This window comes from Microbispora sp. NPDC046933 (genome assembly GCF_040644635.1).
Classification (GTDB): domain Bacteria; phylum Actinomycetota; class Actinomycetes; order Streptosporangiales; family Streptosporangiaceae; genus Microbispora.
On record NZ_JBEYWW010000004.1, the window covers coordinates 155644 to 181063 of the forward strand.

24 protein-coding genes are annotated in these 25420 nt (G+C 72.1%); 12 read left to right on the forward strand and 12 right to left on the reverse strand.

The genetic code is table 11. The features are described 5' to 3' along the window. Positions 1-25 precede the first annotated feature (25 nt). The 4 genes from ABZ857_RS07050 to ABZ857_RS07065 form a co-directional block, all read right to left on the reverse strand. A complete protein-coding gene (locus ABZ857_RS07050; RefSeq protein WP_357038797.1) occupies positions 26-793 on the reverse strand; it encodes a hypothetical protein in 768 nt (255 codons plus the stop codon). 72 nt (positions 794-865) lie between these two features. After that, positions 866-1678, reverse strand: a complete 813-nt coding sequence (gene dapF / locus ABZ857_RS07055; protein ID WP_357038800.1) for a diaminopimelate epimerase — start codon at positions 1676-1678, stop codon at positions 866-868. A 9-nt stretch (positions 1679-1687) separates the two neighbouring features. After that, a complete protein-coding gene (gene miaA / locus ABZ857_RS07060; protein WP_357038803.1) occupies positions 1688-2599 on the reverse strand; it encodes a tRNA (adenosine(37)-N6)-dimethylallyltransferase MiaA in 912 nt (303 codons plus the stop codon). 28 nt (positions 2600-2627) lie between these two features. Further along, positions 2628-3161 (reverse strand): methylated-DNA--[protein]-cysteine S-methyltransferase, encoded by a 534-nt coding sequence (locus ABZ857_RS07065; protein WP_357038805.1) that lies wholly within the window; start codon positions 3159-3161, stop codon positions 2628-2630. Positions 3162-3203: 42 nt separating this feature from the next. Here ABZ857_RS07065 and ABZ857_RS07070 point away from each other — a divergent pair, with 42 nt between their 5' ends. Beyond that, on the forward strand, positions 3204-3995 hold the full coding sequence (locus ABZ857_RS07070; RefSeq protein WP_357038808.1) for a class III extradiol dioxygenase subunit B-like domain-containing protein: 792 nt from the start codon (positions 3204-3206) through the stop codon (positions 3993-3995). On the opposite strand, the gene ABZ857_RS07075 is transcribed toward ABZ857_RS07070, so the two are convergent. The 3 genes from ABZ857_RS07075 to ABZ857_RS07085 form a co-directional block, all read right to left on the reverse strand. Next, positions 3968-4918: a ribonuclease Z gene (locus tag ABZ857_RS07075; protein WP_357038810.1), complete on the reverse strand. Its 951-nt coding sequence runs from the start codon at positions 4916-4918 to the stop codon at positions 3968-3970. The two genes, ABZ857_RS07070 and ABZ857_RS07075, sit on opposite strands and share 28 nt — an antisense overlap. Positions 4919-4989: 71 nt before the next feature. Beyond that, positions 4990-5466 (reverse strand): SRPBCC domain-containing protein, encoded by a 477-nt coding sequence (locus ABZ857_RS07080; RefSeq protein ID WP_357038813.1) that lies wholly within the window; start codon positions 5464-5466, stop codon positions 4990-4992. Next, positions 5463-5801 carry a metalloregulator ArsR/SmtB family transcription factor gene (locus tag ABZ857_RS07085; protein ID WP_357038817.1) on the reverse strand — a complete coding sequence of 113 codons (339 nt, stop codon included), beginning with the start codon at positions 5799-5801 and terminating at the stop codon, positions 5463-5465. The genes ABZ857_RS07080 and ABZ857_RS07085 overlap by 4 nt, the downstream gene beginning before the upstream one ends. Before the next feature lie 441 nt (positions 5802-6242). On the opposite strand from ABZ857_RS07085, the gene ABZ857_RS07090 reads away from it, so the two are divergent. Further along, entirely contained in the window at positions 6243-7154 is a 912-nt protein-coding gene (locus tag ABZ857_RS07090; RefSeq protein ID WP_357038820.1) for a hypothetical protein, read from the forward strand. A 177-nt stretch (positions 7155-7331) separates the two neighbouring features. Here the strand turns inward: ABZ857_RS07090 and miaB are convergent, their stop codons facing one another. Further along, the gene (gene miaB, locus ABZ857_RS07095) at positions 7332-8792 is read right to left on the reverse strand and encodes a tRNA (N6-isopentenyl adenosine(37)-C2)-methylthiotransferase MiaB (protein WP_357039368.1); all 1461 of its coding nucleotides are present in this window, start codon (positions 8790-8792) and stop codon (positions 7332-7334) included. 239 nt (positions 8793-9031) lie between these two features. Here miaB and ABZ857_RS07100 point away from each other — a divergent pair, with 239 nt between their 5' ends. The 3 genes from ABZ857_RS07100 (at position 9032) to ABZ857_RS07110 (ending at position 12598) form a co-directional block, all read left to right on the forward strand. Beyond that, on the forward strand, positions 9032-9673 hold the full coding sequence (locus ABZ857_RS07100; RefSeq protein WP_357038823.1) for a Uma2 family endonuclease: 642 nt from the start codon (positions 9032-9034) through the stop codon (positions 9671-9673). Positions 9674-9837: 164 nt separating this feature from the next. Beyond that, positions 9838-11988, forward strand: coding sequence for a sensor histidine kinase (locus ABZ857_RS07105; protein ID WP_357038826.1), 2151 nt, complete (start codon positions 9838-9840; stop codon positions 11986-11988). After that, a complete protein-coding gene (locus ABZ857_RS07110) occupies positions 11960-12598 on the forward strand; it encodes a response regulator transcription factor (RefSeq protein WP_357038829.1) in 639 nt (212 codons plus the stop codon). Before ABZ857_RS07105 ends, ABZ857_RS07110 begins: the two co-directional genes overlap by 29 nt. A gap of 118 nt (positions 12599-12716) precedes the next feature. Here ABZ857_RS07110 and ABZ857_RS07115 read toward each other — a convergent pair whose 3' ends face one another. Next, complete coding sequence (locus ABZ857_RS07115; RefSeq protein WP_357038833.1) at positions 12717-13361, reverse strand: hypothetical protein; 645 nt, start codon at positions 13359-13361, stop codon at positions 12717-12719. A 172-nt stretch (positions 13362-13533) separates the two neighbouring features. On the opposite strand from ABZ857_RS07115, the gene ABZ857_RS07120 reads away from it, so the two are divergent. From ABZ857_RS07120 to ABZ857_RS07145, 6 genes are all read left to right on the forward strand, one after another. Next, positions 13534-14289 (forward strand): amino acid ABC transporter ATP-binding protein, encoded by a 756-nt coding sequence (locus ABZ857_RS07120; RefSeq protein ID WP_357038836.1) that lies wholly within the window; start codon positions 13534-13536, stop codon positions 14287-14289. A 73-nt stretch (positions 14290-14362) separates the two neighbouring features. After that, entirely contained in the window at positions 14363-15196 is an 834-nt protein-coding gene (locus ABZ857_RS07125) for a glutamate ABC transporter substrate-binding protein (RefSeq protein ID WP_357038839.1), read from the forward strand. 33 nt (positions 15197-15229) lie between these two features. Beyond that, complete coding sequence (locus ABZ857_RS07130; RefSeq protein WP_079312030.1) at positions 15230-15901, forward strand: amino acid ABC transporter permease; 672 nt, start codon at positions 15230-15232, stop codon at positions 15899-15901. Then, positions 15898-16776 carry an amino acid ABC transporter permease gene (locus tag ABZ857_RS07135; protein ID WP_357038842.1) on the forward strand — a complete coding sequence of 293 codons (879 nt, stop codon included), beginning with the start codon at positions 15898-15900 and terminating at the stop codon, positions 16774-16776. The genes ABZ857_RS07130 and ABZ857_RS07135 overlap by 4 nt, the downstream gene beginning before the upstream one ends. A 79-nt stretch (positions 16777-16855) precedes the next feature. Then, entirely contained in the window at positions 16856-17593 is a 738-nt protein-coding gene (locus tag ABZ857_RS07140; protein ID WP_357038845.1) for a transporter substrate-binding domain-containing protein, read from the forward strand. Between the two features lie 53 nt (positions 17594-17646). Then, positions 17647-19587, forward strand: a complete 1941-nt coding sequence (locus ABZ857_RS07145) for a prolyl oligopeptidase family serine peptidase (protein WP_357038847.1) — start codon at positions 17647-17649, stop codon at positions 19585-19587. Positions 19588-19597: 10 nt separating this feature from the next. Here the strand turns inward: ABZ857_RS07145 and ABZ857_RS07150 are convergent, their stop codons facing one another. Next, positions 19598-20263 carry a DUF305 domain-containing protein gene (locus ABZ857_RS07150; RefSeq protein ID WP_357038850.1) on the reverse strand — a complete coding sequence of 222 codons (666 nt, stop codon included), beginning with the start codon at positions 20261-20263 and terminating at the stop codon, positions 19598-19600. Between the two features lie 289 nt (positions 20264-20552). Here ABZ857_RS07150 and ABZ857_RS07155 point away from each other — a divergent pair, with 289 nt between their 5' ends. Beyond that, positions 20553-22268, forward strand: a complete 1716-nt coding sequence (locus tag ABZ857_RS07155; protein ID WP_357038853.1) for a hypothetical protein — start codon at positions 20553-20555, stop codon at positions 22266-22268. Positions 22269-22605: 337 nt separating this feature from the next. On the opposite strand, the gene rny is transcribed toward ABZ857_RS07155, so the two are convergent. Then, entirely contained in the window at positions 22606-24228 is a 1623-nt protein-coding gene (gene rny, locus ABZ857_RS07160; protein ID WP_357038856.1) for a ribonuclease Y, read from the reverse strand. A gap of 280 nt (positions 24229-24508) precedes the next feature. Next, on the reverse strand, positions 24509-25132 hold the full coding sequence (gene recX / locus ABZ857_RS07165; RefSeq protein WP_357039371.1) for a recombination regulator RecX: 624 nt from the start codon (positions 25130-25132) through the stop codon (positions 24509-24511). Positions 25133-25420: the final 288 nt, after the last annotated feature.

A 25420-nucleotide genomic window follows, 5' to 3' on the forward strand; every position in this document is an offset into this window, starting at 1 on the left:
AGGCGGCCTTCGGCGTACGGGCGCGTCAGCGTGCGCGGGCCGCCTGGGACGCCTCCCGCAGCAGGCCGCAGAGCTCGGCGAGCTCCGCCGGGCCGAGCGCCGCGTACGCGCGGGCGACGAGATCGTCGGTCAGCTCCTCCGCCCTGGCCCTGCGCTCCGCCGCCTCCGCCGGCGGCTCCGGGTACGGCTCGGGCCAGGCGAGGAAACGGGCCACGTCGGAGGTGCGGTCGTACGGGATCGGAGTCCCGGTGTTGTCCGCGCCGACGAGGGTGGCCTCCAGCGGGTCGAGACCGAGCGCCACCACGCCCGTCGCATGCCGGGCGCCGCGCAGTTCCCGTACGACGTGGAGCAGGTGGGCGGCCAGGGCAGGCCCGCCGCCTGGCCGCGGCATGGCCCGCCATCCGGCGAACAGCGGCGCGCACAACGGGTCCGCGCCGTCGGCGACGGCGGCGAGCAGCTCCGCCAGCCGGTCGGCCTTCCCGAGCCCGGCGAGCCTGCGCCGCCCCCAGTCGTGACAGGCCCCGGCGTAGAGCGCGGCGGCCTCCTCGGCCGGGAGCTCGCGCCCGCCCTCCCACGACTCGCGGACGTGCCCGGCCGGGAAGAAGACGACCGCCGCGAGCACGACATCGGCGTCCACCTCGCCGAGGACGCCGCACCTGCCCCGGAAGTACATCTCCCGTGGACCGAGGCCGTGGCGCTCGCAGAGCGCCTTGACCTCCCGGGAGAGCATGAAGCCCCCGCCGAGGGCCCCGATGGCCGCCTTCGTCTCCACCACCGCGTCACGCGGGTCCATGCGCCCTCCTCGGTCTAATCTCCAGACCCAGGGTGGCGGATCAGAACAAGGTTCTGCAAGTTCCTGAAACGATCAGAGGACGGCGGGCCACTCGCCCGAGGCGACGAGGACGGCGGGCCCGGACAGGTAGCTCGTGTCCTCCTCCAGCGTGACGGTGACCGTGCCGCCGAGGACCCGGACCTCCCAGGTGCCGGTGGTCTCCCCCGCGGCGCGGGCGGCGGCGACGGCCGTCGCGACGGCCCCGGTGCCGCACGAGCGCGTCTCCCCCGAGCCCCGCTCGTGCACCCGCATGGACACCTTGTGGTCGCCCACGGCGTTGAAGATCTCGACGTTGACACCCTGGGGGTAGACCTCGCGGTCGAAGTCCGGCTCGCGGCCGAGGTCGAACCCGGCCACCGGCTCCTCCACCACGCAGGCCAGGTGGGGGTTGCCCATGTTCACGTTCACGCCGCGACACTCGCGCCCGTCGATGACGGCGCGGCTCTCCCCCAGCACCCGCGGCCTGCCCATGTCCACGGTCACGTCGCCCGACGCGCCGAGCCGTACGCGCTTGACGCCCCCGCGGGTGGCGACGGCGAACTCGCCGGGCGCCGCGAGGCCCGCGTCCACGAGGTAGCGGGCGAAGACCCGGACGCCGTTGCCGCACATCTCGGCGATGCCGCCGTCCGCGTTGCGGTAGTCCATGAACCACTCGGCCTCGCCGGCCTGCCCGGCCACCTCCGGGCAGAGCTTGGTGCGCACGACGCGCAGCACCCCGTCGGCGCCGATGCCCGCGCGCCGGTCGCACAGCGCCGCGACGTCCCGCGCGGACAGGTCCAGCGTGCCGTCGGCGTCCGGCAGGATGACGAAGTCGTTCTCGGTGCCGTGGCCCTTCACAAACCGCATGGCAGAAGTCTAGGAGGCGCCGGTGATCACGCCGATCGCGCGGTCGGCCAGGTCGGGCGCGTCGAACGGCAGCCACACCACCCGGGGGTCGCGGCGGAACCACGACTCCTGCCGCCGGGCGAACCTGCGGGTGGCGCGCACCGTCTCCTCCCGTGCCTGCTCCTCGGTCCACTCCCCGGAGAGGAAGCGCAGCACCTGCGCGTAGCCGAGCGCCCGGCTGGCGGTCCTGCCCTCGGCGAGGCCGCGCGCGGCGAGCGCGCGCACCTCGTCCACCAGCCCGGCCTCCCACATGAGGGCGACCCTGCGCTCGATCCGCTCGTCCAGAACCGGCCGCGGCACCTCGACGCCGATCTGCACGCTGTCGTAGACCGCGTCGTACGACGGCATCGTGGCCGAGAACGGCCGCCCGGACAGCTCGATGACCTCCAGCGCCCGGACGATCCTGCGGCCGTTGCTCGGCAGGATGTTCTCCGCGGCCACCGGGTCGAGGCCCTTGAGCCGTTCGTACAAGGGCGCCGGGCCGGTCGCGGCGAGCTCCTTCTCCAGCCGGGCCCGCACGTCCGGGTCGGTCCCCGGGAACTCCAGGTCGTCGATGGCGGCGCGGACGTAGAGACCGGAGCCGCCCGCGAGCACGGGCACCCGGCCGCGGGAGCGCAGGTCCTCGATCAGGGGGCGGACGAGCCGTTGATACTCGGCCACGCTGGCGGTCCGCGTCACCGGCCAGATGTCCAGCAGGTGATGGGGCACGCCGCGCCGCTCCCGCGCCGAGAGCTTGGCCGTGCCGATGTCCATGCCCTCGTAGAGCTGCATGGAGTCGGTGTTGATCACCTCGCCGCCCAGGCGGAGCGCGAGCTCGACCGCCAGGTCGGACTTGCCCGCCGCGGTCGCGCCCACGACGGCGATCACAGGTAGTTGCCCCACACCCTCCAGTGTCCCAGCGGCGGGGAGGTCACATGTCCCAGTCGAGGGTGGGCGGCAGGTGGCCTTCGAGGGTGAGCAGCCACCGCTTGGACTCCACCCCCTCGCCGCCGCTGAAGCCGCCGAGCCCGTTGCTCGCGACGACCCGGTGGCACGGCACGATGATCGGGATCGGGTTGGCGCCCATGATCGAGCCGATGGCCCGCGCCGGGACCCCCGTGCCGCTCCGCTCCGCCAGCTCCCCGTACGTCACCACCTCGCCGTACGGGACGGTGGCGAACAACGTGCCGAGGACCTGCCGCTGGAGCGGCGACATGAGCCGCCAGTCGACCGGGACGCGGAAATCCTTCAGCTCGCCCCGGAAGTACGCCGCCAGCTCCTGCCTCGCGACGGCCGTACGGACCGGGTCGTCGGCGACGGCCATCCCGAGGCGGTCGGCGATGCGCTCCCTGAGCTGGGGCCCGTCCCGGAAGTGCGTCGCGGCGACCCCGTCCTCGGTGACGGCGGCGAGCACGTCGCCCAGCCGGGTCGGTACGGCCGCGAACGCCACCGTGCTGCTGTCCATGCGTCCCATTCTGCGCGTGACCGGGCGAGGTAGGGTGATCGGGTGCTGGTCGCCGCTGCCGTCTGCCCGCATCCTCCGCTGCTCGTCCCGCAGGTCGCCGGGGCCGCCGCACCCGAACTCGACGACCTGCGCTCGGCCTGTGCCGCCGCGGTCGGCTCGCTCGTGGACGCCCGCCCCGACGTGCTGGCCGTGATCGGCGGCGCGGACGTCACCGCGTCCTTCCCCGGTGACGCGGCGGGGTCGCTGCGCCCGTGGGGCCCCGGCGTGCGGGTGGGCGAGGGAGAGCCGGTCCTGCCCCTGTCGCTCACGATCGGCCGCTGGCTGGTGGAGCGGGCGTGCGGCGCGGATTCCGACGCCGCGGCCGGTCCGCTGCCGGCCGGCGGGGCCTCCCCGGACGCCGCTCCGGATGGCCCGGCGCCGGGCGGCACGGCACCGGCCGGGCTTCCCGTCCTGCGGTTCGAGGCGGTCGGGTTCGACGCGTCGCCGGCCGAGTGCGCCGCGCTGGGCCGGCGCCTGGCGGACTCGGCACGTCGGGTCGCGCTGCTGGTCATGGGTGACGGCTCGGCCAGGCTCACCGAGAAGGCGCCCGGCTACGTGCACCCTGGCGCCGTGCCGTACGACCGCATGCTCGCCGGCGCGTTCGCCTCCGGCGACGCCGATCGTCTGCTGGGCCTCGACCCGGGCGAGGCGCGGGAGATGTGGGCGGCGGGCCGGGCGGCCTTCCAGGTGCTCGGCGGCGCGGCGCGGGGGGCGCCCCCGCCTGCCGCCTCCGAGCTGCCGTACGACGGCGCGCCGTACGGTGTGGGCTACTTCGTCGCCTGCTGGACCTGGTAGTCCGCACGCTTCGGCACGGGGACGCGCATGAGGTCGCGCGCCGTCACGATGTCCCCCGCGTAGGACTTGCGCACCTCGTCCACGAAGCGCGGCTCGTCCGCCGTCGTGTACCGCTCGGAGAAGTGCGTGAGCACCAGCCGCCGCACCCCGCAGGCCGCCGCGATCCGGCCCGCCTGGGCCGCCGTCAGGTGCCCGTACTGCGCGGCCATCGCGCTCTCCTCCGACAGGAACGTCGACTCGATCACCAGCAGGTCCACACCGTCGGCCAGGGCGAACGCGCCGTCGCACAGGCGGGTGTCCATCACGAAGGCGGCGCTCTGGCCAGGCCTGGGAGCGCTGCACTCGTCCAGCGTCACGACGGAGCCGTCCGGCATCGTGAGCGACCCGCGCCGCTGCAGCTCCCCGATCATCGGTCCGCGCACGCCCCGCCTGGCCAGTTCCCCGGGCAGCATGCGGCGCCCGCCCGGCTCGTCCACCCGATAGCCGTACGACTGGACGGGATGCGACAGCGGCCGGGCGGTCAGCGTCACGGGCCCCGACGGCCAGCGGACCACCTCGCCGGAGACCGGCCGCGGCATGATCACATCGGTGTCGGCGAAGGCCGACGCGTTGCGCAGCCTGCGCCAGTAGATCTCCCCGCTCGCCGGGTAGGCCGCCCGCACCTCGTGGTTCACCTTGTCCCTGGCGATCCGCTGCACCACGCCGGGCACCCCCAGACAGTGGTCGCCGTGGAAGTGGGTGACGCAGATCCAGGTGACGTCATGGGCGCTCACGCCGGCGTGCAGCATCTGCCGCTGCGTGCCCTCGCCCGGATCGAACAGGAAGCCCTCACCGTCCCAGCGCAGCAGGTAACCGTTGTGGTTGCGGTGGCGGGTGGGCACCGCGCTGGAGGTGCCGAGGACGACCAGTTCACGAACGGACACACCGCCGATGCTAGGCGTTCGCCCCGCTCTCGCTCCCACGAGAGGAGGCGACCGCCGCACCAGGGTGATCTTCAGCTCCCGTTCATGCTCTCGGCGAAAGCGGCCAGCTGGCCGGTGACCGAACCCCAGCCCTCGGCGAAGCCGAGCTTCTCGTGATGAGCGCGGCTCTCCGGGTCGCCGTGCCGGACGACCACCCGGTAGTCCGTGCCGTCCGGGTGGTCGTTCATAGTGATCGTGGCGGTCATCACGACCGGGGCGGGATTCGCGGGACGCCATGTGCTGTCGACCGCGTTGGTGAACACGATCCGCTCGAGTTCGTCGACGGCGAGGAAACACGCGTCCAGGTGCGGGACGAACGCCGCTCCGTCGTCGCTCAGCCGCGTCACGAACGCCCCGCCGGGCCGTAGGTCCAGGCGGTCCACCCGGCAGCGCGTCGGAGCCGGGACCCACCACTGCTCGAGCCGGGACGGGTCGGTCCAGGCGCTCCACACGCTCGCGCGCGGCGCGCGGATGATCCGCTCCAGGCCGAGGTCGAGGTCGGGATTCACTGACTGTTCTCCTTCGGGTCGGTGACGAACCGCTCGAGGCGGTCGGTGCGCTCCTCCCAGATCCGGCGCTGCTCCGCGAGCCAATCGCCGACGAGGGCGAGTCGCTCGCGGTTGAGCATGCAGGTGCGCACCCGTCCGGACTTGACGGTGCGGATGAGCCCGCTCGATTCGAGCGTCCGTACGTGCTTCATGAACGAGGGGAGGGTCATCGGGAACTCCCGGGCGAGGTCGCCGACACTCGCGGGCCCGCGGCCGAGGCGCCGGACGACGGCTCGCCGGGTCGGGTCGGCGAGGGCGACGAACACGCCGTCGAGTTGCGCCGAATGCTGTGCCATGAGGCTAAGTATCCAGGCGAGAGGATAGTTAGCGCAAGGGCTAAGTGTCGAGTCGGGCCGGCGGACTCGGTGGCCGGACACCACCGTCCGCCCGGACGCCGCGTCCGGTCACCGTCCGGTTCACACGAGGCGACACAGAACGGCGACCGCTCCTCGAATACGGACAACAGTCCGAGCACCCGAGACGAATACGAGAGGGCCACCGCCTTCGCTGGAGGGCGTCCGGTTTCACGATTCCCGTCTGACGCGATCGGCATGTGAAAGGCTTGATCGGCACGACTTGGTCAGGGCAAACACATAACACGGATATTTCACCGGATTCTTCCCGAGATGACATATCTGGAGTTCCCAGAAATCGGGAAAACCGGCGCTGAAATTCATACGCGACAGGCAGACTGGGGAAATCGGAAGCGACAGACCGCCGCATGGAAGAATACGACCTTGCCGGATTTCTCCCCCACTCCACGGCACCGGCGCGACGGTCATCCCGTCCTCGCCCTGACGGGCGTGGTCGGCGTGACCGCGATCGCCGGACTCGGCGTCGTGCTGGCCGTCCTGCCCGGCCAGAACCCGGCGTCCCCTACCGGCAGGCCGGTGGCCGCCGATCTGCGTCTCGGACGACATCAGCCCCTGGACGCCCGCTCTCGGCCGGCACCGGGACTCCCCGCCGCGGGCCCCTTCTACCCGCCGCCCCACGCCGCGCCGCGCACCTCCGGAGATCCCGCGCCGGAGCGCCGGGAGGAGACGGCGGAAGAAGCGGCGACACGAGACGGCCCGGAGCGAGACCGGGCGGCTGGTGAGCGCGGCGCGCTGCCGCCCGGTCACGAGGCGGGAGCGGCGCGATCGCCCGGGCACGAGACCGGAGCGGCGCGATCGCCCGAACGCCGTCCGCGGGCGGCGAACCCCTCCTCGCGATCCCGGCCACCCTCGCCACCCTCGCCGCCCTCGCCGATCTCGTCGGCGCGGCGCGGCGGAGGCGGCTCAACCGGTACGGCGGCCCGCTCCGGGACGGGGGAAGCGCACCGGCCGCGACCCGCCCGGATGGCGCCGCCGGACACCCCGAAGCCGGCCGCACGTGGCTCCGTGACCGGCGACCCGGCGGCCGGGAACACAGCGGGCACGAACACGGCGGGCAAGAACACGGCGGCGAAGGACACCGTGGCCAAGGACACGGCGGCCCGGAACTCCGCGACCCCGAACTCGGCTGCACGGGACACCGGCGCGCGGAACGCGGGCGTGCCCCGCGCCGAGGCGGACGGCACGACCCGCGCCCGGATCCAGGACCCCTGCCTGCGGTTCGACGACCTGCGGCGCGACTACTGCTACGAGGTTCTGCGCCGCCTCGCCCGGTGATCCGGGAGAACCGGCCGTCGCCTCCGGAAACGGCGAACCTGCCGTCGCCGGAAGCAACGCAAAACCGCCGAACCGTGCCCTCGCCGGAAGCGGTGCGGGACCGCCGGCCCCTCCGAGCCGAGGTCGGGCACCGTTCCTCCGGCGGGCGTCGCGGTCAGGCGCTCGGCCCGCGGCAGATCAGACGGCCGAGCAGGCGGGCGGCTCTGCGGGGAGCGGAGCGGGACGGCCGATGGTGGGCATTCCCAGGCTGACCGCGTTGCCCCGCTGCGGGGCGGCCTGCCGGGCCTCCCAGGCGTCGCCCGCGCGGGTCCGCCGTACGGACAGGACCTTGTCGGCCACCAGGTGGTGCGGCGCGGCGTAGGTCACCTCGACCGTGACCATGTCGCCGGGACGGGCGTCGGCCGCGGCATCGGCGGCGGCGAGGTGGACGAGGCGGTTGTCCGCCGCGCGGCCGGACAGGCGGTGGGTCGCGTCGTCCTTGCGGCCCTCACCCTCGGCGACCAGCACCTCCAGGGTGCGCCCGACCTGCTTCCTGTTCTCCTCCCAGGAGATCTCCTCCTGGAGGGCCACCAGCCGCTCGTACCGCTCCTGGACGACGGCCTTGGGCACCTGGTCCTCCATCGTCGCGGCCGGGGTGCCGGGGCGGATGGAGTACTGGAACGTGAACGCGTTGGCGAAGCGCGACTGCCGCACGACGTCGAGGGTCTGCTGGAAGTCCTCCTCGGTCTCGCCGGGGAAGCCCACGATGATGTCGGTCGAGATCGCGGCGTCCGGCATGGCGGCCCGGACCCGCTCGATGATCCCGAGGTAGCGCTCGGACCGGTACGACCGGCGCATGGCCTTGAGGACGTGGTCGGAGCCGGACTGCAGCGGCATGTGCAGCTGGTGCATCACGTTCGGCGTCTCGGCCATGGCGGCGATCACGTCGTCGGTGAAGGCGGCCGGGTGGGGCGAGGTGAAGCGGACCCGCTCCAGGCCCTCGATATCCCCGCAGGCCCGCAGCAGCTTGCCGAACGCCAGCCGGTCGCCGAACTCCACGCCGTAGGTGTTGACGTTCTGGCCGAGCAGGGTGATCTCCAGGACGCCCTGGTCGACGAGCGTGCGCACCTCGTTGAGGATGTCGCCGGGACGGCGGTCCTTCTCCTTGCCGCGCAGCGACGGCACGATGCAGAACGTGCAGGTGTTGTTGCACCCGACCGAGATCGCCACCCAGGCCGCGTAGGCCGACTCGCGGCGGCTCGGCAGCGTGGAGGGGAAGGTCTCCAGGGACTCCTTGATCTCGACCTGGGCCTCTTCGGCGATCCGGGCCCGCTCCAGCAGCACCGGCAGCGACCCGATGTTGTGGGTGCCGAAGACGACGTCCACCCAGGGGGCGCGGCGGACGATCTCGCCCTGGTCCTTCTGCGCCAGGCACCCGCCGACCGCGATCTGCATGCCCTTGCGGGCCATCTTGATCGGCCGCAGATGGCCCAGGTTGCCGTAGAGCCGGTTGTCGGCGTTCTCGCGTACGGCGCAGGTGTTGAACACGACGACGTCCGGCGTCTCCCCCTCGGCCGCGCGGACGTATCCCGCGTCCTCCAGCAGCCCGGACAGCCGCTCCGAGTCGTGCACGTTCATCTGGCAGCCGTAGGTCCGCACCTCGTAGGTCCGGGTCGCGCCCTCGGCGCCCTGTGTCGTCGTCGCGCCTTCGGCGCCCTGTGTCGTCACAGTCTGTGTGGTCGCAGTCATCGCACTACAAGGGTAGGCGCTTCCCCACCCCCACCCGTACCGGCAGCATTGCGCATTCAACGAAGCACACAGAGTGACGATAGAGTGCGACGACGAACGCATGCGACACTGAGAACGGACCTATTGCTGAGAGGTGAGCCTCGATGGCGATGCCCGCACGATCCACGGAGGCGCCGATGCAGGCCCACGAGGCGCGGGCGGCCAGGAGCCCTTGGCGGGTCCCAGGTGAGCTGGGTGTCGAGGAGTGGTTCGAGCTCAACGCGCAGGCGGACGACGGCAGCCGCTACGAGCTCATCGACGGGAGTCTCATCGTGTCCCCCGCACCGCTCCCGATGCACCAGTGGATCGGCGACAACCTGCGTGCGGCCCTCCAGGAGGCCGCGCCCCGGGATCTGGTGGTGATCACGGCGACCGGACTGCTTCTCGACGGCAGACCCGGGGTCATCCCTGACGTCATGGCCGTGGAAAGACAGCCGATCCGCGAGGGCGCGTCGGTCGTCCGGCCTGAGTGGGTGCGCCTGGTCGTGGAGATCGTCTCGCGGTCCACCACCATGACCGATCGAGTGGTGAAGCCCGCCAAGTACGCCGAGGCCGGCATCCCCTGTTTCTGGCGGGTCGAGACCCACCCCTTCCGCGGGCAGGCCGCCGATCGTCTCCCCGTGGTGCTCACTCATCGGCTCGACGAGAACGGCCAATACCAGCTGACCCACCGGGTCGGGGCCGGCGAGGCGGTCGCGGTGGCCGAGCCGTTCAAGGTGACCGTCGACCCCGAGGCGCTCGCGCGAGTGTGACACCGGGGGTTCTCCGGCCGCCGCCGTGCGGTCCCGCCCGGCTCGTACGGGAATGTCCTGGGACATCGTCCTGTCCGTCCGGGCATATCGGTCGTTAGCCTGGCCCCGACCCCTGAGGCGCGCGGAAAGGCGGCGCGCCGGAGGCGGGCGGGAAGGAACAGGCGGTGCGGCGTACGGGATGGGCGGTGTGCGTGCTCAGCCTGCTCCTGGTCGTCGCGGCCCTGGTGCTCGGCCACCGCAACGGCGCCGGGCTGTTCGCCCAGAGCCACCTCCTCTTCGTCGCCGCCTGCGCGCTGGTCGGCGGCCTGATCACGGCCGCACGTCCGGGCAACGTCGTCGGGTGGCTGATGGCGGCCTGCGGCCTGTGCTTCGCGCTGCTGGACGCGACCGGGCACTACGCGCTGGCCGGGCTGCCGCTCGCGACCCCGATGGCCTGGCCGCAGACGTGGCTGTGGGTCCCCGCCAACCTGTCGGTCGCCGCCGTGCCGGCGTTCTTCCCGTCGGGACGGCCGGCCTCGCCCGGGTGGCGGGCGGCCCTGTGGGTGCTCGCCGCGGTCGCCGCGCTGATGACCGCGCTGAGCGCCCTGCTGCCCGGCCCCAGCCACCAGCTCGGCTGGGGCACCCCGCTTCCCAACCCGCTCGCGGTTCCCGCGCTCGCCGCCGTCTCCCCGTTCGTCGAGCCGCTGACGACCGGGCTCATGGGCGCCCTGTTCGTGGCGGGCGCGGCCGGTCTCGTACGGCGGGCCCGGCGCGGAGACGCCGACGAACGGGTCCAGCTCAAGTGGCTCGCCTACGCCGCAGGACTCGCCGGACTGATCGTCGCGGGGCGGCTGGCCGCGGGGCTGTCCGACGGCGACCCCCGCTCCATCTGGCCCGTCACCAGCCCCTTCTGGGAGCTCCTCGGGACGTTCGCGGCCTGCCTGCTCCCGGCCGCCGCCGCGGTGGCGGTGCTGCGGCACGGCCTGTTCGACATCGACCTCGTCATCAACCGCACGCTCGTCTACGTGCTGCTGTCGGCGTGCGTGTTCGGCGGCTACGTGCTCGTGGTCACCTATCTCGGGGCCGTGTTCCGCGCGGCGGACGGGCTGCCGGTGTCGGTGGCCGCCGCCGGGGTGGTCGCCCTGGTCTTCGCGCCGCTGCGCGAGCGGCTGCAACGCGCCGTCAACCTGGTGATGTACGGCAGACGCGACGACCCGTACGCGGCGCTGGCCCTGCTGGGCAGGCGCCTGGAGGAGGCGGCGGAGCCGGGTGCGGTGCTCGCCGCGGCGGCCAGGTCGGTGGCGGAGGCGCTGCGCCTGCCGCACGTCGCGGTCGAGGTCGCCGGTGGACCGACCCACGCGTACGGCATGCCCTCCTCCGGCACAGTACGGCTGCCGCTCCTGCACCGGAGCGAGCCGGTGGGCGAGCTGGTCCTGTCCCCGCGCCCGGGTGAGAGCGGTCTCGGCGCCAGGGACCGCCGGGTTCTCGCCGACCTCGCCCGGCAGACGGGGATCGCCGTGCACGCCGTACGGCTGTCGGCGGACCTGCAGCGCTCGCGCGAACGGCTGGTGACGGCCCGCGAGGAGGAGCGGCGGCGGCTACGCCGCGACCTGCACGACGGCCTCGGGCCGACCCTGGCGGCGTTGACCATGCGGGCGGAGGCCGTGCAGGACATCGTGCGCGATCCGGACGCCCTGGCGATGCTCGAAGAGATCATGACGGACGCCCGCACGGCGATGGCCGACGTGCGGACGCTGGTGGAGGGGCTGCGGCCACCGGCCCTCGACACGCTGGGCCTGGCCGGGGCGATCAGGTCGCACGCGGCCCGGCTGCCCGGCGTCGAGGTCGACGCCGAGATCGACGGGGCTCTCCCGGTGCTGCCCGCGGCCGTGGAGGTGGCGGCGTACCGGATCGTGGCCGAGGCGCTGGCGAACGCGCGCCGCCACGCGGGGGCCGGGCGGGTGCGCGTACGGCTCGGCATGACCGGCGACGGCGTGCTCGAAGTGGAGGTCGCCGACGAGGGCGGCGAGCCGTACGCGGACGGCGGAGCGGCGCCCACCCGGTCGGGGGTCGGCACGGCGTCGATGCGCGAGCGGGCGGCCGAGCTCGGCGGCACCTGCGTGATCGGCCCGCGGCCCGGGGGCGGGACGCGGGTGCTGGCCCGCCTCCCGGCCCACGACACGGCCCACGACACGGGCCAGACCACGGCCCACGACGCCGTGCAGGACAGGGCGCGGGACACGGTGCGGGACACGGCCCACGACACGGCGCAGAGAACGGTGCGGGACACGAGACGGGAGGCGGGCGATGGAGCCGATCCGCGTGCTGCTGGTTGACGACCACGCGGCCTTCCGTGCGGGGCTCCGCGCGCTCCTGCGGCCGGTGGAGGAGATGGAGGTCGCCGACGAGGCGGCGAGCGGCGAGCAGGCCCTCGCCCTCCTTCCCCGCGTGCAGCCCGACGTCGTGCTGATGGACCTCGCCATGCCCGGCATGGGCGGGGTGGCCGCGACGGAGCGGATCACGAGGGACAACCCGCACGTGCGGGTCCTCGTGCTCAGCATGGCGGACGACGACGACGCGGTCTTCGCGGCGCTGCGCGCAGGAGCGCGCGGGTACGTGCTCAAGGGTGCCCGGCGGGCCGAACTCGTGCGTGCGATCCGGGCCGTGGCCGAGGGCGAGGCGATCTTCGGCCCCGCCCTCGCCGGACGGCTGATGGGCTACTTCTCCGGCCTCGGCAGGGAGCCGGAGCCGAGCTTTCCCGAACTCACCCCGCGTGAGCGGGAGATCCTGGGCCTGGTCGCGGGCCACCTGACGAACGTCCAGATCGCGGCCCGGCTCGGGCTGAGCCAGAAGACCGTGCGCAACCACGTGTCCAGCATCTTCGCGAAGCTGCGCGTGGCCGACCGCGCCGAGGCGATCATGCGGGCCAGGGATTCGGGCCTCTAGCTTGACCGTCAACCTGCGCGTCGTGGACGTGGGCCGGCGGCCTGCTTGGATTCTGGCTTCTTCGCGTGGCTTTCGCGCTGAGTCGCGAGGACCTCAGCGCCGGAGGACGAGAACCGGCTCACGAGGCGCGCCACTCATCCAGGGGCATGCGCAGAACCTTCAGGGCGACCGCGCCGAAAGCGGCGAGATGGAACAGCGACCCGATGGCCTGAACGGCCGGCGGCTGCTCCATCGTGAGGAACGGCCCGCAGACGCCCGCGAGCGCCGCCACCGGCACCCACCACGACGCCCGCCGCACCGCCGCCAGGCCCGCCAGGAGCACCAGCAGGCCCACGTGGGTGAGGAAGCCCGGCAGGAGGACGCCGTACACGAACCCGCCGAGCGCGCCGGCCACCTCGGTCACCCGGACGGCCGTGGCGTCCGGGAGGCTGAGCGCCAGCGCCAGGTCGTAGAAGTCGGTCATGAACAGGCAGGCGGCGGTGACCGCGCCGGTCAGTCCGACCGCCGCGCCGATGTTGCCGGTACGCGGCGCGCGGCGGCGCAGCAGATGGGCGAGTCCGAGGATCACCGGGACCAGGCAGACGGTCGCCCACTGGAACAGCAGCGCGCTGGCCTGCACCTGCACGGGGCCGGCGCGGAACACCGCGGGATCGTGCTCGGTGCCCGGCGGCGAGGTCAGGAAGGCCAGGCCCAGCAGGACGGGCCACGCCAGCATGGCGGTTCCCGCGACGGTCTTACGGAACAGATCGGGATTTTTCAGCATCTGTGCTCCTGCACGACGAGAGGTCGGCAGGAGCCAAGCGGAACCGCGTCCCGGGCCGCATGGGCGGGCGTACGGACAAACCGGGAGTGATGTCCTGAGCAGCCGGGATGTGATCTATTCGGTACCGGCCCGTTAGTGACTCTGCAGCCTTGACCCCCCTACGTTGTTGACCATGACGGAGATCAGTGGTTCCGACCCGCTTGTCAGGCTGGAGGGAGTCAACAAGCATTTCGGTCCCCTGCATGTGCTCAGGGACATCGACCTGAGCGTGGGCCGGGGCGAGGTGGTCGTCGTCATCGGCCCGTCCGGCAGCGGCAAGTCGACGCTGTGCCGGGTGATCAACCGCCTGGAGACCATCGACACCGGGACCATCGTCTTCGACGGGCGGGAGCTGCCCGCGGAGGGCAGGGCTCTGGCCCGCCTGCGCTCCGAGGTCGGGATGGTGTTCCAGTCCTTCAACCTCTTCTCCCACAAGACGATCCTGGAGAACGTCACGCTCGGCCCGACCAGGGTCCGGAAGATCTCCCGGCAGCAGGCCGAGCAGCGGGGCATGGAACTGCTCGAACGGGTCGGCATCGCCTCACAGGCGGGCAAGTATCCCGCCCAGTTGTCCGGCGGCCAGCAGCAGCGCGCGGCCATCGCCCGCGCGCTGGCCATGGACCCCAAGATGATCCTTTTCGACGAGCCCACCTCGGCCCTCGACCCCGAGATGGTCCAGGAGGTGCTCGACGTGATGACCGGCCTGGCCAGGGACGGCATGACGATGATGGTCGTCACCCACGAGATGGGCTTCGCCCGCCGGGCGGCCAACCGGATCGTGTTCATGGCCGACGGCCAGATCGTCGAGGAGGGGACGCCCTCGGAGTTCTTCACCCAGCCGAGCACCGAGCGCGCCCGCGACTTCCTCTCCAAGATCCTCACTCACTGATCCTCAGCTCACTGATCCCAGCTCACTGATCCCAGCTCACGACAAGCTCCACAAGAAGCGAAAGGTGACGCGGATGCGATTCGGAGCCGGCCTGCTCGCGCTGGCCGCCCTGGCCACAGGCCTGACAGCCTGCGGCAACTCCGGTGCGGACTCGATAGCCGACAAGGCCAAGAACGACAAGAAGCTCGTGATCGGCATCAAGATCGACCAGCCGGGCTGGGGGCTGAAGAAGCCCGACGGCAGCTACGGCGGGTTCGACGTCGACGTGGCGAAGTACGTCGCCAAGGAACTCGGCGTGCCGGAGAGCGGGATCACGTTCAAGGAGGCCCAGTCGGCCAACCGTGAGCCGTTCATCCAGCAGGGCCAGGTGGACATGGTCGTGGCGACCTACTCCATCACCGACGAGCGCAAGAAGAAGATCTCCTTCGCCGGGCCGTACCTGGTCACCGGGCAGGACATCCTCGTCCGTGCCGACGACACCTCGATCACCGGGGTCGACTCCCTCAAGGACAAGAAGGTCTGCGGCGCCCAGGGCTCGTCGTCGCCGAAGCGGCTCGCCGAGAAGTTCGGCGCGGAGTGGGAGTCCAAGAACCTCACCCAGCAGCAGGGCTACGGCGCGTGCCTGCCGCTGCTGCAGAACAAGCAGGTCGACGCCATCTCCACCGACGCGACGATCCTCGCCGGCTTCGCCGCCCAGTTCCCCGGCCAGTTCAAGCTGATCGGCCAGCCGTTCAGCGAGGAGAAGTACGGCATCGGCATCAAGCTGGACGACAAGGCCGGCCGCGACGCGATCAACAACGCGATCGAGAAGTTCTTCAAGGACGGCAGCTGGCGCAAGGCCCTCGACGCCAACCTCGGCGAGTTCGGCAAGTACTTCACCTCGCCGCCGTCCGTCGAAAGGTACTAGAGCACCGATAGCGGCACTGGAAGGAGGCCGGCGGTGGAGGCCGTCGTCGACGAGCTTCCCGTCATCCTCGGCGCGTTCTGGCTGACGGTGAAGCTCACGGTGGTCAGCGGGGTGATCTCGCTGGTCTGGGGGATCGTGCTGGCGGCCATGCGCGTCAGTCCGCTGCCGGTGCTGCGAGGGGCGGGCGCGCTGTACGTCAACGTGCTGCGCAACACGCCCCTCACACTGATCATCGTGTTCTGCGGTCTCGGCCTGGGCACGGTGATGAACGTCCAGTTCTCCCGGGACGACCTGTCGCTCAACAGCTTCTGGCTGTCGATCATCGGGTTGTCGGCCTACACCTCCGCCTTCGTGTGCGAGGTCGTGCGGTCCGGGATCAACACCGTGCCGCTCGGGCAGGCGGAGGCGGCCCGGGCGATCGGGCTGACGTTCCTGCAGACGCTCCGCCTGGTGATCCTCCCCCAGGCGGTGCGCACGGTCATCGCGCCGCTCGGAAGCCTGCTGAACGCGCTGGTCAAGAACACGACGGTCGCGGCCGCGATCGGCGTCATGGAGGCGGCGCTGCGGATGAAGAACCTGTTCGACGCCCACGGAGACGCGATCATCCCCATCTTCCTCGGCTTCGCCGCCGGGTTCGTCGTGCTGACCCTTCCCATGAACCTGCTGTCCGGCCGGCTGGCCCGCCGCCTGGCGGTGGTCCGATGACCGAGCGCGGCGCCAGCGTCCTCTACGACGTCCCGGGCCCGCGGGCCCGCCTGCGCAACAACGTGCTGACGCTCGCGTTCGGCGTCGTACTGCTGCTGGTCGCGTACTTCGTGTGGGCGAAGTTCGACGAGAAGGGCCAGTGGGACGGCAACCTGTGGCAGCCGTTCCTGCGGGCCGACACCTGGACCGAGCTGATCCTGCCCGGCCTGTTCAACACGCTGGCCGCCGCCGCGGTCGCCGCGGTGCTCGCGCTGCTGTTCGGGGCCGTGTTCGGCATCGCCCGCCTGTCGGATCACCGCTGGGTGCGGATCCCGGCCGCGGTGGTCGTCGAGGCCTTCCGCGCGGTCCCGGTGCTCATGCTGATCTTCTTCGCCCAGTACGGCGGGAGCCTGGCCGGGCTGGTCGTGACCGAGTTCGCGGCCGTGGTCTTCGGTCTCACGGTCTACAACGGGTCGGTCCTGGCCGAGATCGTGCGCGCGGGCATCCTCGCCGTGCCGCGCGGCCAGGCCGAGGCCGGATCCGCCATCGGCCTGCGCAAGAACCAGGTGATGCGGCTGATCCTGCTGCCGCAGGCGGTCACCGCGATGATGCCCGCGATCGTCAGCCAGCTCGTGGTGCTGCTCAAGGACACGGCGCTCGGGTTCGTCGTGGCGTACGCCGACCTGCTGAACGCGGGCGCCCGCGTGGTGCCGGCCAACTACGCCAACCTGATCCCCTCGGTCATCGTCATCGCGGCGGTCTACATCGCGATCAACCTGGCGCTGGGCTACCTCGCCACCTGGCTGGAGCGGCGCAGCAGGCGCAGCCGCAAGGTCGCGGCCGACCCGGCCGCCGCCGAGGAGGCCGCGGGCGGCGAGGTCGCGTTGATGCGCTGACCTGTAGGGCTCGCGGGTCAAGGGATCTTTGCCGTGTCGCTGCTGGCGGAGGGACGCGTGCGACCTCGATATTGAGCGCGTGTGGCGTGGCGTTGCCGTGGTCGGCGTCCTGGCGGCCGCGTTCCTGACCGGCGGGTGCGGGAACGACGGCACGCTGGTGGTCGGCGTGCGTCCCGGGCAGCCGGGCCTGGTCACCCGGCTCCCCGACGGGCGCTACACCGGCTTCGACGTCGAGGTCGCGCAGTACGTCGCCCGGGCGCTCGGCTACCGCGACGACCAGGTCGTCTACACGCTCGACCCCACGCGGGCCGATCTCGTCGTCGGCGCCACCGGCCCGCCGGGCTCCCGGTACGTCGCCGGCCCCTACCTCGTCACCAGCACCGACATCCTCGTCCGGGCCGGCGACCTGTCCATCCGCCGCCCGCGCGACCTCGCCCGCAAACGCGTCTGCGCCACGCGGGAGTCCGCCGAACCGCTCGTGAAGAGGTTCGGCACCCGGTGGCGGCAGTTCTTCCTCGCCGAGGCGAACCTGCCCGCGGCCTGTGCGCCGCTGCTGGCCTCCGGCCGGACCGACGCGATCGTGGCCGACGCCCCCGTGCTCGCCGGGCTTTCGGCGCAGTACCCCGGCAGGTTCCGGTTCAGCGGCAGGCCCCTGGCCACGGAGAAGTACGGCATCGCCACCGGAACGCCCGCGCTGCGCGACCAGGTCGAGGAGGCGCTGCGCCGGATGTTCGAGGACGGCACCTGGAAGCGGACGGTCATCGACCAGCTCGGCGCGCTCGCCACCCGCTACACCACTCCCCCGTCCCTCGACTGATGGGTTGCCGCATTCCCGCCCCCGGGAGCGGGCCCGTCCGGCAGGATGCGGTCATGCCCCCCACGCCTGGCCCGAGGCCGTTCTCGCCACGGCCGTCGCCCATCTCCACCACCGACGTCGCACGCACCGGTCTGCGGCTCGGCTTCCCGACCGTGCTGGGGCGGGAGACGTGGTGGGAGGAGGACCGCCCGGCCGAGGGCGGCCGCCGTACGGTCGTCCACCGGGCCGCCGACGGCGCCCTCACCGACCTGCTTCCCGCGCCCTGGGACGCCCGTACGCGCGTCCACGAGTACGGCGGGCGGTCCTATGCCGTCGTCCCCGGCCACGGGATCGTCTTCGCGCACCACCCCGACCAGCGGCTCTATCTCGCCCGGCCCCGCGCCGGCGGCGAGCCGGGCCTGGGCACGGAGCGGCCCCGCCCGATCACGCCGGAGCCCGACGAGCCGGGCGCGCTGCGCTATGCCGACCTGCGGGTCCAGGACGGCGCGGGCGGCCCGGACGGCCCGCGGGTGTGGTGCGTCAGGGAACGCCACCACCAGGACGCCACGGTCACCCGTTCGATCGTGTCCGTGGAGCCGACCGGGGCCGGCGAGATCGCCGAGTGGGTCGCCGGCAGCGACTTCTACGCGTCGCCCACGCCGTCCCCCGACGGCAGCCACCTCGCCTACATCTGCTGGAACCACCCGCGCATGCCCTGGACCGGCACCGAGCTGCGGGTCACGCGGCTGTCCGACGGCGCCACGTGGACGGTGATGGGCGGGCCGGCCGAGTCGGTCCTCGCGCCGCTGTGGTGCGACGAGCGGCGCCTGTACGCCATCTCCGACCGGTCCGGCTGGTGGAACCTCTACCGGGCCGACATGTCCGGCTCGTCGTGCGAGGCCCTCTGCCCGGCGGAGGAGGAGTTCGCCGGGCCGCTGTGGCAGCTCGGCGGCCTGCCGTACGCCGCGCTGGGCGACGGGCGACTCGCCGTGCTGCACGGGCGCGGCGACCTGCGCCTGGGCGTCCTCGACCCGGAGACGGGCACGCTGACCGACCTCGACGTCCCCTACCCGGGGTGGGCGCCGGTGCTGGACGCGGACGGCGACGTGCTCGTGGGCATCGGCTACGGGCCGGACGCGCCGCGCTCGGTCGTCCGGATCGACCCCGCCGCCGGCGGCGCGGAGGCGGTGCGGCGAGAGATCGACGAGCTTCCCGGCGCCGCAGTCCTCCCGATGCCCCGTGCGGTGGAGTTCGGGGCCGTGGAGTTCGGGGCCGTGGAGTTCGACACCGCGTCCGGCACGAGCGTGCACGCGTACCTGTATCCGCCGCAGCAGGCGGACGAGGGCGGCGCGCCGTACGTCGTGTTCGTGCACGGCGGGCCGACCGCGCACGCGACGAGCGAGCTCAGCCTGGAGAAGGCGTTCTTCACCAGCCGCGGCATCGGCGTGATCGACGTCAACTACGGCGGATCCAGCGGGTACGGCCGGGCCTACCGGGAGCGCCTGCGCGGCCGGTGGGGCGTGACCGACGTGGAGGACGTGGTGGCCGCGGCGAAGTGGCTGGTCGCCGAGGGCCTCGCCGACCCCGGCAGGATCGCCGTACGCGGGGGGAGCGCGGGCGGGTGGACGGTCATGGCCGCCTGCGGCGCGTCGGACGTCTTCGCGGGCGGCGTCTCGGTGGCGGGCGTCAGTGCGCTCGCGCCGCTCGTCGCGGCCACCCACGACTTCGAGTCGCGGTACGTGGAGTGGCTGGTCGGTCCCGAGGACCGGTACGGCGAGCGTGAGCCGCTGGCCCGGGCCGACCAGGTGAACTGTCCCATGCTGCTCATGCAGGGGCTCGCCGACCCGGTCGTGCCGCCGGCCCAGTCGCGGGCGTTCGCCGAGCGCCTGATGGCGCGGGGCGTGCCCTGCACCTATCTGACGTTCGAGGGCGAGGCCCACGGGTTCCGGCGGCTGGAGACCAAGGCGGCGGCGCTCGCCGCCGAGCTGTCGTTCTACCTGCAGATCTTCCGGTGAACGGAGCCGGTCACCCGTCCGTCCCCGAGAGAAGCGTGCGCATCCGGTCGATCTCGATGCGCTGGTCCGCGTCGACATGGGTGACGAACTGGTTGATCTCCGACTCCTCGCCTCCCCCGTCGCCGAAGAGCCGCTCCACCATCGTCAGCGCTCCCAGGTGGTGCTGGATCATGTATTCGTAGAAGAGCCGGTCGAACCGCGCCCCCTTGGCCTGCTCCAGTTCGGCGAACTGCTCCTCGCTGAGCATGCCGGGCATGAGCGCCGCGCCGCCGTGGTCGTGCCCCGCGCCGGAGCCCACGCTCGGCACCTGCTGGAGCCGGGTCCTGAGCCAGCGCACCATCAGGTCGATCTCGTCCTGCTGGGAGATCTCGATCCGCTTCGCGAAACGCGGGAGGTCCTTGCTCGCGCTGCGGCCGGCGACGAGCGCGGTCATGCGCAGGGCCTGGGAATGATGCCGGACCATCCCCTGCATGAACCGCACGTCCGCGTCGGTGTACTCCCGGCTGTCGGAGCCCGGCACCTCGTCGGCAGGCATGACCTTGCTGCCCTGGCCCGGCGCGCCCGGCTGCACGACGTTCACCTTGGGCGGTTCGGCGGTCTCGGCCGTACAGGCGCTGATCGCGGCAGCGGCGAGCACGAGCGCGAGAAGCTGCCGGAACGAGGTGGAGGAGATCATGGCCTGCACTCGCTTCTTTGGCGGTTGGGGGGATACCGGCCAAACCGGAGGATGTGTAGGGGTATAGCACATTCACCCCAGATTCAGTTAGTGTCCCCCAAACGCCGCGTAGATCTTTTGGAGGCTGGGCCGGGCCCCGGGATCTGTCGCACGCGCAATGGGTCACGCCGGCAAGACCAGAAAAGGAGGGGTGCGACCCTTGAGAATCAGCCGTGCGGCAGCACGTTGGGGGCGTGCTGGATTAAGGAAGGTCGGAGTCGTCGCCGCAGGGGCGGTCCTGGTGGGCCTCATGCCCGCCACGGCCATGGCGAGCGACACCGATCCACGAGCCGGCCTGGGGGCCGGATGGCTGGATGCCCAGCAGGCGAGCCAGGGGCTGGAGCTTCTGGCCCACCGGGACAAGCCGGAGGGCTTCTACCAGGCCTCGAGCCCGGGCAACTCGTCGTACGCGAACTCGGACATGGCATTCAGCGGCAAGTACGCGTTCGTCGGCAACTACACCGGTTTCAACATCTACGACGTCTCCACGCCCTCGAACCCGGTCCTGACCACCTCTGTGGTGTGCCCGGGCGGCCAGGGCGACCTGTCGGTGTACGGCAACCTGCTGTTCATGTCGGTGGAGGAGACCCGGGGCCGGATCGACTGCGGCACGCAGGGCGCGAGCGGCACCGTCAACCCGGACCGCTTCCGCGGCGTCCGGGTCTTCGACATCAGTGACATCAGCAAGCCGGTCCAGGTGGCGGCCGTCCAGACCTGCCGCGGCTCGCACACGCACACCCTGGTCACCAGCAAGAACGACCCCGGCAACGTGTACGTCTACGTGCAGGGCACGGCGAGCATCCGCTCGGGTTCCGAGCTCGCGGGCTGCGCCAACACCGCGGCGACCGACCCGAACACGGCCCAGTGGCGTATCGAGGTCATCAAGGTGCCGGTGGCCGCACCGCAGAACGCGGCGATCGTCTCCACGCCGCGGCTGTTCACCGACCCGGAGACCGGGGCGATCAACGGTCTGCAGAACACCCCGCAGACGCCGCGGCACCCGTCCGGCTCGGCCTGGTCTCCGTCGCCCGTCACCACCCACTGCCACGACATCACGGCCTACCCTGAGCTCGGCCTCGCGGCCGGGGCGTGCGCGGGCAACGGGCTCCTGATCGACATCTCCGACCCGGCCAACCCCAAGCGGCTCGACGCGGTGACGGACCCGAACTTCGCGTACTGGCACTCGGCCACGTTCAACAACGACGGGACCAAGGTCGTCTTCACGGACGAGTGGGGCGGCGGCAGCGGGGCGCGTTGCCGGGTCACGGACGAACCGTCGTGGGGCGCGGACGCCATCTTCGACATCGTCGACGGCAAGCTGAAGTTCCGCAGCTACTACAAGCTGCCGGTGCCGCAGACGAACCAGGAGAACTGCGTCGCGCACAACGGGTCGCTCGTTCCCGTGCCCGGCCGGGACATCATGGTCCAGGCCTGGTATCAGGGCGGCGTCTCGGTGTTCGACTTCACCGACTCGGCCAACCCGCATGAGATCGCGTACTTCGACCGCGGCCCGGTCAGCGCGGCCTCTCTGCTCCTCGGTGGTTTCTGGTCCGCGTACTACTACAACGGCCATGTGTACGGCAGCGAGATCGCCCGCGGGTTCGACGCGTTCGCGCTGACCCCGAGCGAGCACCTGGACCAGGCCGAGATCGACGCGGCGGCCACGGCCACCTTCGACCGGTTCAACACACAGCAGCAGCCCCGGGTGACGTGGCCGGCGAGCTTCCCGCTGGTGCGCGCGTACTACGCGCAGGCACTGCGCACCGGCACCATGCCCGCCGACACCGCCGCCAACGTGCGGAAGTTCGTCGACCGGGCCGAGCGGTTCACGAGCGGTCCGCAGAAGAAGGCCGCCGTGGCGCAGCTCCGGGCCGTCTCCCACCAGCTCGACACCTCCGTCGGCACGCAGGCGACGCTGGCGAAGGCGCTCAACGACCTCGCCGACGCGCTCAGCCTCAAGGCTTAGCGACCCGATGAGGGGGCGTCCCACCGGGGCGTCCCCGCACGACACGGGCCCCCGCCCAACAGTGGGCGGGGGCCCGTTGCCTTGGCGGGCATGTGGCCCTCTGGGGGCCGTCCTGGGCTCCGGCGGGGTGTGGCTCAATCACCCGCCCGCACGGTAGCCGTCAGCGGGACCCTTCGCCACGAGCGCCGGGGTCAGGCGGGCCCCGCCGGCGCGAGACCTGCCGGCGCGAGACCTGCCGGCGGGGGCTCTACCAGATGAGGCATTACCGGCCGAGGCTTGACCGCGCGAGGCATTACCGGCCGAGGCTTGACCGCGCAAGGCTTGACCGCGCGAGGCTTTACCGGGCGAACTCCGTGGCGCGGGACTCGCGGACCACGGTGATCCGGATCTGGCCGGGGTAGGTCAGCTCCTCCTCCACCTGCTTGGCGACGTCCCTGGCGATGACCTGGGCCTGGATGTCGTCCACGTTCTCGGGCCGGACCATGACCCGGATCTCCCGGCCCGCCTGCATGGCGAAGACCTTGTCCACCCCCTCGTACGACTGGGCGATCTCCTCCAGGCGCTCCAGCCGCTTGACGTACGCCTCCAGGGACTCGCGCCGGGCGCCGGGGCGGCTGCCGCTGATCGCGTCCGCGGCCTGGGTGAGGACCGCCTCGACGGTCCTGACCTCCACCTCGTTGTGGTGCGCCTCGATGGCGTGGACGACGTCCTCGTGCTCGCCGTACCGCCGGGCGATCTCCGCGCCGATCATCGCGTGGCTGCCCTCGACCTCGTGGGTGAGCGCCTTGCCGATGTCGTGCAGGAGCGCACAGCGCTTGACAAGGTCACGGTCGAGCCGCAGCTCGGAGGCCATGATCCCGGCGATGTGCGCCGACTCGATCAGGTGCTTCAGGACGTTCTGGCCGTAGGAGGTGCGGTAGCGGAGCTGGCCGAGCAGGGTGACCAGCTCGGGGTGCATCTCGGTGATGCCCAGCTCGACCAGCGCGTCCTCTCCCGCCCGCACGCACAGGTCCCGCACCTCGGCCTTGCTGCGCTCGTACGCCTCCTCGATGCGCTGGGGGTGGATCCGGCCGTCGAGCACGAGCTTCTCCAGCGTGAGCCTGGCCGTCTCCCGGCGGACCGGGTCGAAACACGACAGCAGCACCGCCTCCGGCGTGTCGTCGATGATCAGGTTGACCCCGGTGGTGGACTCGAAGGCCCTGATGTTGCGGCCCTCGCGGCCGATGATGCGGCCCTTCATCTCGTCGCCGGGCAGGTGGAGGACGCTCACCACCGACTCGGCCGTCTGCTCGGTGGCGACCCGCTGCACGGCCAGCGTCACGATCTTGCAGGCGCGCTTCTCGCCCTCCCGCCGGGCCTCGCTCTCGATCTCCCGGACGATCAGCGCGGCCTCGCGCTTGGCCTGGTTCTCGATCTCCTTGACCAGCTCCGCCTTGGCCTGCTCGGCCGTCAGGCCGGCGACCCGCTGCAGGATCTCCTGCCGCCGCTCGGCCACCCGCTCCAGCTCCTCGCGACGGTCGGCCAGCTCGGTCTCGGTCTCGGCCAGCTTGCGGGCCCGCTCGGTCTGCCTGCGCGCCTCCTCGTCGAGCCGCTGCTCCCGCTCGGCCAGCCGGTTCTCACGCCGTTCGAGGTCGGAGCGCAGCTCCTTGAGCTCCGTCTTGAGGATCCGCGCCTCCTCCTCGACCTCCTTGCGCATCAGCGCGGCGCTCTCGGCGAGTGTCTCCGACTTCCTGAGAATCTCCCCCGCGTCACGCTCCGCCTTCGTGCGGATCTCCTCGGCCTCGCGTCTGGCCCGGTCGAGTTCCTCGTTGACCTCGGCCTTCACCTCGGCGAGCTGCTCGGGCGAGGGGCCGGACGGTGCGACGACGCCGGTGCGGCGCATGACTATGACGAGGGCGGCGATCATCACGAGAGCCAGCAGCACCACCGCAACCGCAAGAACGATCACGATCGTGTCCATGCGCGCTCACCCCTCACGACAACTCTTGGCAGAGGTCACACGCGCAGCACGGCAGCGCCCGGTGGCGTCACCAGGACAAATATCGTCGCAATGCCCGGGCACCCCGAGGGGCGACCGATATGGCCCGAAGGCCGGTCAATGTCTCTCGTCCGTCGTGGTACACCGTTATGGCAATCCGCGCTGCGCGGAGTAACTCCTCACTGCGGTCGAGATTAAGCGTCAGAGAGGTAACGAGCAAGCAAAGATGCCCTGTCAAGTGACTTTTGCGTGGTGCTATGGCTCACTCGAAGGTATCCGGAAGCCCATCTGACGGGCTGCCTTCGGCCTCGATCGCCTCTCGGACCACCCGGAAGGCAAGGCCCGGCGAGTAGCCCTTGCGGGCCAGCATGCCGACCAATCTTCGCATGCGCGCCTGCGGCTCCACCCCGCGGGTGGCGGCCAGTTTTCGATCCACCAGCCTGCGCGCGGTCTCTGCCTCCTCGTCCGGATCGAGTCGCTCGACGGCGTCCTTGACCGTCTCCTCGGCCACGCCGCGCTGCCGCAGTTCCTGGGCGAGCGCGCGGCGGGCGAGCCCGCGACCGGCGTGCCGGGAGCTCACCCAGGCGGCGGCGAACGCCTCGTCGTCGATGAGCCCGACCTCCGAGAACCGCTCCAGCACGGCGTTCGCCGCGTCCTCGGGCACGTCCCGCTTGCGCAGGGCCTCCGCGAGCTGGGCCCGGGTCCTGGGCGCCATCGTCAGCAACCGCAGGCAGATGGCTCTGGCCACCGCCTCGGGGTCGGCCGACGGCCCCGCGCTCGCCGCCGTGCCCTCCTGCGGCCCGTCGGGAAGCCATCCGCCGGACCGCTCACGCTCTCCCCGGTCTCTCGGCGTCCCCCGCTCTCCCGGCGCCCCCTGGTCCCTCAGCCCTGGCCGGTCGCCCCGCCGACGGCTACGTCCCTGACGACGCCGCCCTCCGGCCCCGCCGGCCTCCCGACCCGCGTCGTCCCGCCCCCAGAAGCCGCCACCGCCGAAGCTCTCGGCGCCGCCGGAATCGCGCGAGCCGCGCCCGCCGCGGAAGCCGTCCGAGTCGCCGAAGCCGCGCTCGTCGCGGAAGGCACCATCGAAGCTCTCGGCCCCGCCGAAGCCCTCGGCCCCGCCGAAGCTCTCGGGCTGGTCCGGATCCTGGGCACGGCCCCGGGCGTCGAACTCGCC